12 protein-coding genes are annotated in these 12,355 nt (G+C 31.9%); 11 read left to right on the top strand and 1 reads right to left on the bottom strand.

What is annotated here, in order from left to right:
- Positions 1-32: 32 nt before the first annotated feature.
- Positions 33-662, bottom strand: a complete 630-nt coding sequence (locus tag L0669_RS01830; protein WP_263760911.1) for a MarC family NAAT transporter — start codon at positions 660-662, stop codon at positions 33-35.
- A 151-nt stretch (positions 663-813) separates the two neighbouring features.
- Here L0669_RS01830 and L0669_RS01825 point away from each other — a divergent pair, with 151 nt between their 5' ends.
- The 11 genes from L0669_RS01825 to rfbB all read left to right on the top strand — a co-directional run bounded on the left by L0669_RS01825 (position 814) and on the right by rfbB (position 12,338).
- Positions 814-1,179, top strand: a complete 366-nt coding sequence (locus L0669_RS01825; protein WP_263763895.1) for a CoA-binding protein — start codon at positions 814-816, stop codon at positions 1,177-1,179.
- A 181-nt stretch (positions 1,180-1,360) separates the two neighbouring features.
- Positions 1,361-1,981 (top strand): recombination mediator RecR, encoded by a 621-nt coding sequence (recR, locus tag L0669_RS01820; protein ID WP_263760908.1) that lies wholly within the window; start codon positions 1,361-1,363, stop codon positions 1,979-1,981.
- Positions 1,982-2,051: 70 nt separating this feature from the next.
- Positions 2,052-2,837 (top strand): polysaccharide biosynthesis/export family protein, encoded by a 786-nt coding sequence (locus L0669_RS01815; RefSeq protein WP_263760907.1) that lies wholly within the window; start codon positions 2,052-2,054, stop codon positions 2,835-2,837.
- Between the two features lie 15 nt (positions 2,838-2,852).
- On the top strand, positions 2,853-5,300 hold the full coding sequence (locus L0669_RS01810; protein WP_263760906.1) for an exopolysaccharide transport family protein: 2,448 nt from the start codon (positions 2,853-2,855) through the stop codon (positions 5,298-5,300).
- 9 nt (positions 5,301-5,309) lie between these two features.
- Positions 5,310-6,293 (top strand): SDR family oxidoreductase, encoded by a 984-nt coding sequence (locus L0669_RS01805; protein ID WP_263760905.1) that lies wholly within the window; start codon positions 5,310-5,312, stop codon positions 6,291-6,293.
- A gap of 28 nt (positions 6,294-6,321) precedes the next feature.
- Positions 6,322-7,713, top strand: coding sequence for a UDP-glucose 6-dehydrogenase (locus L0669_RS01800; protein ID WP_263760903.1), 1,392 nt, complete (start codon positions 6,322-6,324; stop codon positions 7,711-7,713).
- Positions 7,714-7,794: 81 nt separating this feature from the next.
- Complete coding sequence (locus L0669_RS01795; protein ID WP_263760901.1) at positions 7,795-8,262, top strand: UpxY family transcription antiterminator; 468 nt, start codon at positions 7,795-7,797, stop codon at positions 8,260-8,262.
- A gap of 270 nt (positions 8,263-8,532) precedes the next feature.
- Positions 8,533-9,846, top strand: a complete 1,314-nt coding sequence (locus L0669_RS01790; RefSeq protein ID WP_263760899.1) for a nucleotide sugar dehydrogenase — start codon at positions 8,533-8,535, stop codon at positions 9,844-9,846.
- 9 nt (positions 9,847-9,855) lie between these two features.
- A complete protein-coding gene (locus L0669_RS01785; protein ID WP_071635216.1) occupies positions 9,856-10,278 on the top strand; it encodes an adenylyltransferase/cytidyltransferase family protein in 423 nt (140 codons plus the stop codon).
- Between the two features lie 6 nt (positions 10,279-10,284).
- Positions 10,285-11,286, top strand: coding sequence for a mannose-1-phosphate guanylyltransferase (locus tag L0669_RS01780; protein WP_263760897.1), 1,002 nt, complete (start codon positions 10,285-10,287; stop codon positions 11,284-11,286).
- 5 nt (positions 11,287-11,291) lie between these two features.
- Positions 11,292-12,338 carry a dTDP-glucose 4,6-dehydratase gene (gene rfbB, locus L0669_RS01775; RefSeq protein WP_263760896.1) on the top strand — a complete coding sequence of 349 codons (1,047 nt, stop codon included), beginning with the start codon at positions 11,292-11,294 and terminating at the stop codon, positions 12,336-12,338.
- The last annotated feature ends 17 nt before the right edge of the window (positions 12,339-12,355 follow it).

The raw sequence follows: 12,355 nt of genomic DNA, 5'->3' as shown, positions 1-12,355 counted from the left end.
TGGATTTTTTTTATTTAAATATTTTAAATGAGTTACATCAAATTTCCTTTAACGATATTAATGATAGAACTCACAATATATTGAATTCCGATAGAAATTACTATAAAACCAACAATTCTCGAAATAGCCACAATTCCTGAAGCCCCTAATATTCGGGCTAAATAATGTGCACTTTTCAAAATGGCAAAAATTGCAACTGCAATAGCTAAAATTGCCAAAGTCGAAATGATAATTTCTTCCATTCCGTGATGTTCCTGATAAAATGCAATAAGCAAAGAAATTGATCCCGGTCCTGCCAACATTGGTATCGCTAGCGGAGTTAGTGCAATATCATTACGTTGCTGAGCATCTGTTTCTACCTTTTTATTGATTCCTCGTTTTTTATTGATTTTTCCGGAAAGTAACGAAAAGCCAGAATTGACAATTACAATTCCGCCTGCAATACGAAGCGCATCAATACTGATTCCAAAAAAACTCAGAACATATTGACCAATAAAAAAAGAAACGAGTAAAATGATAAAAACGTTTATGGCTGTCCAAAGCGAAATTCTGGCACGCTCTTCCTGAGAATCATGTTGCGTAAGTCCAACAAAAATGGGCACTGTACCAATTGGATTTAATACCGAAAAAAGAGCAGCAAATAGATAAATGAATAAATCCATGTAATTTTAGTTAATGAAGTAAAAATAGTTATTTTTTAAGATATGAAAGCAAATTCTTGTTAGGATATTATTTTAATTGTTCTTGTAACTAAATCAATAAGCTAAAATAAGCTCGTACTTTTTGATTACTTTTGTAGCATATTTAAAAATGATGAAAAATAAAAAAACCTTAGTTCTGGGTGCAACCACAAAACCAGATCGTTACGCTTATAGAGCCATAAATATGTTAGTCGAAAAAGGACATACCGTTTTGGCAATTGGTCAAAATACAGGAGAAGTTGCAGGTGTAAAAATTCAGACCAAAGCAATTCCTGTAAAAAACATAGATACAGTAACTTTATATTTAAATCCTGCACGTCAGCGAGATTACTACAATTATATAATCGAAGCACAGCCAAAACGTGTAGTTTTTAATCCAGGCACCGAAAATCCGGAATTATATCAATTATTAGAATTGAACAATATTAAAGCAGAAGTTGCTTGTACTTTGGTTTTATTGGCTACAAATCAATATTAAAATTTTTAGGAGCTATTTCCAGCTGTCCACTATATCTTTTGTGGTGAACCCCACCACAAAAGGATGCCGTTACCATCTGGGCTAGAAAGACCCTTTTGTATCTATAATTAGTATTCTCGATCATATTGAATTTAGTTGCCACCAAGTCTACTAAACCATTAAAAATATTACTTTTGTCGTCATGGAATTTTCATCAAAATTAATAGAAAAAGCAGTCAACGAAATGTCGCAATTACCTGGAATTGGTAAGCGTACGGCATTGCGATTGGTGTTGCATTTATTAAAACAGCCAAAAGAACAAACAGGCTTTTTATCTCATGCATTATTAAATATGCGTGAGGATATTAAATTTTGTGAAAGTTGCCATAACATTTCAGATACAAAAGTTTGTGAGATTTGTGCAAATTTAGCGCGAAACCATCAGACCATTTGTGTAGTAGAAGATATTCGCGACGTAATGGCGATTGAAAATACAGGCCAGTACAAAGGGATTTATCATGTTTTGGGTGGAAAAATTTCTCCAATCGAAGGTGTTGGGCCAAGTCAGTTAAACATTTCGACTTTGGTCGAAAAAGTAAAAGCAGGCAAAGTAGTGGAAATTATTTTTGCATTAAGCTCTACAATGGAAGGAGATACAACCAATTTCTACATTTATAAACAAATTGCAGAATCAGAAATTATAATTTCAACCATTGCAAGAGGTATATCTGTGGGTGATGAATTAGAATATGCAGACGAAATTACACTCGGAAGAAGTATTTTACATCGCGTTCCGTTCGAAAAAACTTTCAAAAACAATTAAATAAACCCAAATAAAGGTTAGATTTTCTGAAGATTAAAGGAAAAGCTATATTTGCGATAAAATTTCAATAATGACAAAAAACGGCTTTTATATATTACTGTTAATTAGTGTGTTGTTTACATCCTGTATTCCGGTAAAAGACTTAACCTATTTGCAGGATAAAAACAGTTCAGTAGAACAAAATAATATTGCTGCAGTAGAATCTAAACCTTACAGATTACAGGTAAATGATATTTTAAGCGTCGATATAAAAGCTATTGATCCTAAATTAGTTTCAATCTTTAATACAACAGAAGCAGGGGCAGGAAAATCTGAGTCAACATTATATTTTAACGGATTTACTGTTGATGATCATGGTAATATCAGAATGCCAATTTTAGGAGAGATTAATGTGATAGGATATACCCTTGAAGAAGTTCGGGTTACTATTGAAAAAAAATTACTGGAAGAATATTTTAAAAAAGAGGCAAATATTTTTGTTACTGTAAAATTAGCAGGTTTTAGATATACAATAAATGGTGAGGTAGGAAGTACAGGAACTAAAACATTGTTTCAGGAACATGTAAATATTCTGGAGGCCATCGCAAATGCCGGCGATATAACAATTACAGGAAATAGAAAAGAGGTAACAATAATTCGTCAAACCCCAACAGGTGTACAAATGCATGATATCGATTTAACAGATGTTAATGTAATAAAATCACCTTATTTTTATTTGCAACCCAATGATTATGTTTATGTAAAACCACTTAAACAAAAAACCTGGGGAACAGGAAAAACAGGTATAGAATCTATTACTACCATTATTACTGTTTTGTCGCTTGCTACAACAGTCTTCCTATTGCTTAAAAACTAAAACTAAATTCAAAAAATGTTAGATATAAAAGATTTTTCCATTTTTGAAAATCATTCAAATTTTGATTTTAAAGGATTCTTATTGAAGATTCTAAGTTATTGGAAATGGTTTTTAGCTAGTTTAATTATTGCTTTTACAATTGCATATCAGGTAAATATTCGAAAAGAAAAAATTTATGCTATGCAAACGATGGTTTCTATCAAAGAAGAAAGAAACCCGTTTTTTACGTCAAATACCAGTTTGGTTTTTAATTGGGGAGGAGTTTCAGATCAGGTAAACGGAATTTCGACAATAATACAATCTCGATCTCATAATGAATTGGTTGTAGATAAATTACAGTTTTACATCGATTATCTTACACAAGGAAAATACAATTTAGTAGATTCTTACGGCGCAGTTCCTTTTTATGTTGTAATTGATAAATCAAAAGGTCAATTGGCTAATACTTTGATTAGCATTAAATTTTTAAGTGCTAACGAGTATGAAATTCGAATCCCTTTCGAAAATAATTCGGTTTCATTAATCACCTATTCTAATAATACTTATAGCAATACCGCTGTTCAGCCAACAGAATTTGTAAAGAAATATAAAGTAGGAGAACAGGTTTCTTTGCCTTTTTTAAATTTAAAGATACAAATAAATGACAATCCCGGAATGTATACAGGGAATGAATATTTTATAAAATTTAATGATTTTGATGGTACTGTATCAGGTTATAGAGGAGTGAATGTTAGTTCTGATGATAAAGGCGGGTCGATATTAACATTATCGATGCAAGGAACAAATAAAGCCAGAATGGTGGAGTATTTGAATGCAACCGTAAAAATGTTAATCAAACTTCAGCTTGATGGTAAAAATCAATTTGCAAACAATACCATACGGTTTATCGATAGTACACTGGTTGCAATGGAGTCGCAATTGAAAGAAACGGGAAGTGAACTCAAAACCTTTAGAAAAGATAAAAATATTTATGAAATTGAAGGTGGCGGAGAAAAAGTTTCAGATAAAATAATGGATTTTGATGTCGAAAGAGATCAGATCACGAGAAAAATATCTTACTATAATTCTTTAAAATCATATTTAAACAATAGTGTCGATTACTCAAGATTACCAGCACCTTCTGTTGCAGGAATAGAAGATCCCAATGTTGTTGTTAATGTTTCAAAATTAATAGCGCTTTCAACTCAGAGATCAGAAATGGCTTATGCGGTAAAAAGTGATAAAATCTTTAAAGATTTTGATAACCAAATGCAGGCTGTTAAAAATGTTTTGTTAGAAAATATAGCTTCAGCAAAAGGATCTTTAATGACAGATTTAGCAATGGTAAACGCTAAAATTGGTCAGGCCGAAAGTACCGTAAAAAGACTTCCGGAAGAACAACAGGAATTGCTGAAGATTCAGAGAAAATATGATTTAAGTGACAATATTTATAATGAATTTTTGAAGAAAAGAAATGAGGCGGAGATTGTTAAAGCCTCAAATTTATCTGACCTCCATTTTATTGATCCTGCAAAGGATATTGGTGGAGGATTAATTGGTCCTAAAACTTCTGTAAATTATATTCTGGCTTTATTCTTAGGAACCTTAGTACCTTTATTATTTATTTTCGGAATTTTCTTTGTCAATAATTCAATTCAAAATACTGAGGATATTAGTAAATTAACTCAAATACCATTAATTGGTGTCGTTGGAGTTAATAAAGATTCTCTGAATTTAGCTGTTTTTGATAAGCCCAAGTCAGCACTTTCAGAAGCTTTTAGAACGATTCGTTCTTCGTTGCAGTTTTTGTATAAAAAACAACAAGTAAGCGGTTCAAAAACATTAATGATCACTTCGTCTATAAGTGGTGAAGGAAAAACATTTTGTTCGATAAATATCGCGACCGTTTTTGCTTTAAGCGAAAAGAAAACCGTAATTATTGGTTTAGACCTAAGAAAGCCAAGATTGGCAGATGAGTTTGGATTGAAAAATCAAATAGGAGTGGTGAATTATTTAATTAAACAAAATAGTTTAGCTGAAATTATAAACACGACTCAAATTCCTAATCTTGACGTTATCCTTTCAGGGCCAATACCTCCAAATCCGTCAGAATTGATTTTGAGCGATGCAATGGGAGAATTAATTACAGAACTAAAACAACATTATGATTATATCATTCTGGATACACCTCCAGTCGGATTGGTATCTGATGCATTGGAATTAGCACAATATGCTGATGTTACACTTTATATAGTAAGACAAAATTATACTAAAAAAGATATGATCACGTTGCTAAATACCAGAGTGCAACGAGGTGAACTTGCAAACGCGAGTATTATTTTAAATGGTTATGAGAATAAAGCGAAATATGGCACGGCTTATGGATATGGGTACGGTTATGGAGCTTATTCAAACGGTTATCATGATGAAGGAGATAAATTAAGTTTCTGGAAAGAAATTTTGAATAAATTCAAGAAAAAATAATTCGCAATAATGAAAACATCAACTCAAAATACAATTTTAATAACTGGCGGAGCGGGTTTTATTGGTTCAAATTTGTCTGAGTATTTTTTAGGATTGGGGCATAAAGTAGTTTGTCTTGATAATTTTTCTACAGGACACCGTCATAATTTAAAAGATTTTATACATGACCCAAACTATAGATTAATCGAGGGTGATATTCGAAATATTGCTGATTGTAATTTAGCGGTAGATGGAGTTGATTATGTTTTGCATCAAGCAGCTTTAGGCTCTGTTCCCAGATCTATTAATGATCCTATTACGACGAATGATGTTAATGTTTCGGGTTTTCTAAATATGTTAGTGGCTGCTCGCGATGCAAAGGTAAAACGTTTTGTATATGCAGCAAGTTCTTCAACTTATGGAGATTCTCAAGGATTGCCAAAAGTAGAAGATGTTATTGGTAAACCATTATCGCCATACGCAATTACAAAATATGTAAACGAATTGTATGCTGAAATTTTCAGTAGAACTTATGGCTTAGAGACGATTGGTTTGCGATATTTCAATGTTTTTGGAAGAAAGCAAGATCCAAATGGTGCGTATGCGGCGGTAATTCCAAAGTTTGTTACTCAATTAATGAATTATGAAAGTCCGGTAATTAATGGAGATGGAAATTATTCTCGTGATTTTACTTATATAGACAATGTAATTCAGATGAACGAATTGGCAATGACTAATAAAAATCCAGAAGCTGTAAATACGGTTTACAATACCGCATTTGGCGATCGCAATACATTAAACGATCTGGTAGGTTATTTAAAAGATTATCTCTCTGAATTTGATGCTAAAATAGCAGATGTAGAGATTGTTTATGGTGCAAACAGAGCAGGTGATATTCCGCATTCTTTAGCCAGTATAGAGAAAGCAAAAACAATTTTAGGATATGATCCTAAATATTCATTACAAGATGGATTAAAAGAAGCGGTAAGCTGGTATTGGAAAAATTTAAAATAAAATAAGGTTCAAGATAATAGTAAATTAAATGAAAATTACAAAAATTTGTTGCATTGGTGCAGGTTATGTTGGAGGTCCGACAATGGCAGTAATTGCTCAAAAATGCCCACATATTCAAGTCACTGTTGTTGATTTAAACGAACAAAGAATTAAAGATTGGAACGATCCAAATACAGATAATATTCCGATTTACGAACCGGGACTTTCAGGAATAGTTGCAGAAGCAAGAGGAAGAAATCTTTTCTTTTCTACAGAAGTAGAAAAAGCTATTGATGAAGCGCAAGTAATTTTTATATCTGTAAACACGCCAACTAAGACTTACGGAAAAGGAAAAGGTATGGCTGCCGATTTAAAATATATAGAACTTTGCGCAAGACAAATTGCTAAAGTAGCAAAGCAGAATAAAATTGTTGTAGAGAAATCAACTTTACCTGTTCGTACTGCTGAAGCTATAAAAAGCATTTTGGATAATACAGGAAATGGAGTTCAATTTCAAATTTTATCGAATCCTGAATTTTTAGCCGAAGGTACTGCTGTAACTGATTTATTAAATCCGGATAGAATTTTAATTGGAGGAGATACAACGCCGGAAGGAGAAGAAGCAATTAATGCTTTAGTTGATGTTTATGCGAATTGGGTTAGTAAAGATAAAATCCTAACGACAAATGTTTGGTCTTCTGAACTTTCTAAGTTAACTGCAAATGCATTTTTGGCACAGCGTATTTCATCTATCAATGCCATGTCTGAATTGTGCGAAAAAACAGGGGCTGATGTTAATGAAGTTGCAAAAGCTATTGGAATGGATAGCAGGATTGGACCTAAATTTCTAAAAGCATCTGTTGGTTTTGGAGGCTCTTGTTTTCAAAAAGACATTCTTAATTTAGTTTACATTGCAAAATCATACGGATTAAATGAAGTAGCCGATTATTGGGAGCAGGTAATTATAATGAACGATCATCAAAAAAGAAGGTTTTCTAATAAAATAGTTCAAACCCTTTATAATACAGTTGCTGATAAGAAAATTACATTTTTAGGATGGGCTTTCAAAAAAGATACAAATGATACCAGAGAATCTGCTGCTATATATGTAGCTGATGATTTGATTAACGAACAGGCTAAAATTTCTGTTTATGATCCGAAAGTTTCCAGAAATAAAATGCTAAGTGATTTAGATTATTTAGAAACCAGAACAGTGGAAGCAAATAGTAAAGCCTTGTCAATATTTGATAATGCTTATGAAGCCTGTAAAGGATCTCATGCTATTGCTATTCTAACAGAATGGGATGAGTTTACTACCTATGATTGGCAAAAAATTTATGATTCGATGCATAAACCAGCTTTTCTTTTTGACGGAAGAAATATTCTGAATGCAAAAGAATTAGAATCAATAGGCTTCATTTATAAAGGAATAGGTTCTTAATTGCAAAAAGTATTGAAGTGAAATTTAATATGAAATGAATAAGGGAAGATTGGTTTAAAGTTTATTTCAATAAAAAGAAAAATGAAGAATTGGTATGTAGTGTATACAAAACCCAAGTGGGAGAAAAAAGTTGCGGAAAAACTTAATGAAATTGGAATTGAGTGTTACTGTCCATTAATAATTCAAATTAAACAATGGACAGATAGAAAGAAAAAGGTTGAAGTGCCGCTTTTTAACTCCTATGTTTTTGTTCAGCTAGAAGATACTGATCGAAATTCAGTTTTTCAGATTTCAGGAGTGGTTCGATATTTGTTTTGGTTGGGAAAACCAGCTATTGTTCGCGATGAAGAAATTAAAATCATAAAAACGAGTCTGGCAGCTCCTAATTTAAGTGATGTTACGGTGACTTCTATTCAGGTTGGTGATCGTATAAAATTAGAATCCGGAGCTTTTAGTAATCAGGATGCAATAGTTCAGGAAATATCGAATACTTATTATACGTTAGTTTTAGAATCTTTAGGGTGTGTCCTTAAAATAAAATATAAATAATGTAGTTATATTGTGTAACTATTGGTAATAAACAGAAGGTAAAATTTCTCCAAATAGAGATTTTATTTTCTGTTTTTTTTATAAGGTAAATTTTTACATACTGATTGATAGAGTGTTGGTGCTTAGCATTAATGTTTATTTGTTTGTTTTTTCTGTATTACGGGAAACCGTATTGAATAAATTGACTTAATATGTTATATTTGCCGAAAATGATTTTAGAATATCTGTGTCAAATCTTTGTGACTCAGAGAGGCGAAGCCGTGAATTATTATGACTGAAATAGATAAAAAAGATTACAAATTGAGCGAAAATGTAAAAATAGCCATTATAGGTTTAGGTTACGTTGGGCTACCTTTGGCCAGATTATTTGCTACTAAATATTCAGTTGTAGGTTTTGATATAAATGAATCAAGAATAGCTTCTTTAAAATCAGGTACAGACACAACATTAGAAGTTGATGATGCTACTTTACAAGCTGTTTTAGTAGATAATTCGAATGCTGAAGTTGGATTATATTGTACAAGTTCTTTAAATGATATAGCAGATTGTAATTATTTTATAGTGACAGTTCCTACTCCGGTAGATAAAAATAATCGTCCTGACTTGACTCCTTTATATAAATCAAGCGAGTCAGTAGGTAAAATATTAAAAAAAGGAGATATTGTTATTTATGAATCAACTGTTTATCCAGGTGTTACCGAAGAACAATGTGTTCCTGTTTTAGAAAAAGTTTCGGGATTAAAATTTAATGAAGATTTCTTTGCGGGATATTCTCCTGAAAGAATAAACCCGGGAGACAAAGAACATACAGTCGAAAAAATCTTAAAAGTGACTTCAGGTTCAACACCTGAAATTGGATTAAGAGTCGATGCTTTATATAAATCCGTAATTACTGCCGGAACACATTTAGCACCAAGTATAAAAGTCGCCGAAGCTGCAAAAGTTATTGAAAATTCACAAAGAGATATTAATATCGCTTTTGTAAATGAACTTGCTAAAATATTCAACTTAATGAATATTGATACACAGGAAGTACTAGCTGCCGCTTCAACAAAATGGAACTTTTTACCTTTTAAACCAGGATTAGTAGGAGGGCATTGTATTGGTGTTGATCCTTATTATTTAGCGCAAAGAGCTCAGGAATTTGGTTACCATCCCGAAATAATTTTGGCAGGACGACGTTTGAATGACAGCATGGGAGAATATGTTGCTTCGCAAATAGTAAAGTTGATGATCAAAAAAGGAATTTCTGTTAATGGAGCAAGTCTTTTGATGCTTGGAATTACTTTTAAAGAAAATTGTCCGGATGTTCGTAATACAAAAATTGTTGATGTTGTAAAAGCATTAAAAGAATACGGAATTCTAGTAACCATATTTGATCCATTGGCTAATGCGAATGATGTAAAAAAAGAATATAATTTAGTAACAATTGAGAAAGTGCCAAATAATAAATTTGACGCAATTGTTCTGGGAGTCTCTCATCACGAATTTTTAGAATTAAATTTCTCAGAGTTGCAAAAAGAAAATAGTTTATTATACGATGTAAAAGGAGTTTTGGGCAGTATAGCTGATAATAGACTTTAATTTTAAATTATGAAAGTAGGAATAACTTTTAGTGCTTTTGATTTACTGCATGCTGGACATATTAAAATGTTAGAAGAAGCAAAAAGAGAATGCGATTATTTGATAGTAGGTTTGCAAACAGATCCAACACTTGATCGTCCTGAAAAAAACAGTCCTTCGCAAACAGTAGTAGAAAGATATATACAATTAAAAGGCTGCAAATTTGTAGATGAAATTGTTCCTTATGCAACCGAGCAAGATCTGGAAGATATTTTACGTTCCTTTAAAATAGATGTACGTATTATTGGTGATGAATATCGCGAGAAAAATTTTACGGGGCGTGATTATTGTGAGCAAAAAGGAATAACATTATACTTTAATGTTAGAGATCATCGATTTTCAAGTAGTAATCTTAGAAAAGAGGTTGCTGAAAAACAATTAAAAAAAATATAATATTATATGGGAGTATCAGTAACTCACGTTATTTTAACTGGGGGTGTAGGAAGCAGATTATGGCCACTTTCAAGAAAAAGCCAACCTAAACAATATCTTGAAATCTTTGAAAATAAATCTTTATTTGAAATAACTGTCGATCGTAACAGTCATTTAGCAAATAAAGTAATGGTGGTAGGGAATGTAGATAATCATCACTTAAGCGGAAAAGTTATGGATAAAACCAAAACTTCTTATGTGAATATAGTGGAGGCAACACCAAGGAATACTGCTGCTGCCATTGCTTTTGCGGCATTTGCGTCAAATCCGGATGATATCTTAATTGTAACTCCATCAGATCATATTATTGATAAAATAGAAGATTATAATAAAGCAATTAATGAAGCTATTTCAAAAGCTCAGGATGGTTTTATTGTTACTTTTGGAATTATCCCTACAAAGCCAGAAACAGGATATGGCTATATCGAGTCAAAAGGAGATAATGTAATTTCATTCCGTGAAAAACCAAATCAAACTACAGCTAAAGAATTTATTGCTAAAGGAAACTTCTTGTGGAATAGTGGAATGTTTTGTTTTAAAGCGAGCGTTCTTTTAGATGAATTGAGACAATTTCAACCAGATGTATATGAAAAATCTAAAGCTGTCTGGGAAGCAAGTGAGAATGGATTTTTAGATTTAAATTTGTCATTAGAAATTCCCTCAATTAGTATTGATTATGCTGTTATGGAACGCAGCAAAAAAATAAAAGTAGTGCCTGCTGCTTTTTCATGGTCAGATTTAGGCTCATTTGAGTCTGTTTATGATTATTTAGTTTCAAAAGGACATCCTATAGATAAAAATGGAAATATGGTGATTGGTTCTGGTAAGCATACTACTTTTCTGGGATTAAAAAACACTATTTTCGTGTACACCGATACAGCAAATTTAATTTTGCAAAAAGAAAACTCACAAGATGTAAAGGATATCTATAGTGAGTTAGAAAAAATAAATTCAGATTTATTAAACTAATTGAAATGAAAAAAATTCTTATCACTGGCGGTGCCGGTTTTATTGGTTCACACGTAGTAAGACGTTTTGTAAACAAATATCCTGAGTATCAAATCTTCAATTTAGATGCTTTGACTTATGCTGGTAATCTTGAGAATATTAAAGATATTGAAAATCAATCAAACTATACTTTTATAAAGGGAGATATCGTTGATGAAACTTTTATCAATGAACTTTTTTCATTGCATAATTTTGATGGTATTTTACATTTGGCAGCAGAATCTCATGTTGATCGTTCCATTGAAGATCCATTAGCATTTGTGAGAACAAATGTTATTGGAACGATGAATTTATTGAATGCGGCCAAAAAACAATGGAAAAATAGTTTTGAAGGAAAACGTTTCTATCACATAAGCACCGATGAAGTTTACGGTTCGCTGGGAGCAGAAGGACTTTTTACAGAAACTACTTCTTATGATCCTAATTCTCCCTATTCAGCTTCTAAAGCAAGCTCTGACCACTTTGTAAGAGCTTATGGTGAAACTTATGGTTTGCCTTATGTTTTAACGAATTGTTCTAATAATTACGGATCGTATCATTTTCCTGAAAAGTTGATTCCTCTTTTTATAAATAATATCATCAATAATAAGCCATTACCAGTTTATGGAGATGGTAATTATACCCGTGACTGGTTGTTTGTAGAAGATCATGCTATTGCGATAGATTTAGTTTTTCACGATGGTAAAAATCATGAAACCTATAATATTGGAGGTTTTAACGAATGGAAGAATATTGATTTGGTAAAACTATTATGCCAAATTATGGATAAAAAATTAGGAAGGTCTGAGGGAACTTCACTGGAATTGATTACTTATGTAAAAGACAGACCTGGTCATGATCTACGTTATGCAATAGACGCTTCTAAAATTAATAAAGAATTAGGATGGAAACCTTCAGTTACATTTGAAGAAGGTTTGGAAAAAACAATTAATTGGTATCTTAATAACGAAGAATGGTTGCATAATGTAACCTCTGGATCTTATAAAGAGTATTATCAAAAACAATATTCATAAACAATAAACAATTTTAT

The organism is Flavobacterium bizetiae, assembly GCF_024271895.1.
In the GTDB taxonomy this organism is placed as follows: Bacteria; Bacteroidota; Bacteroidia; order Flavobacteriales; family Flavobacteriaceae; genus Flavobacterium; species Flavobacterium bizetiae.
Note: the sequence above shows the minus strand (reverse complement) of the source record. Positions and strands in the feature narration are given on the sequence as shown.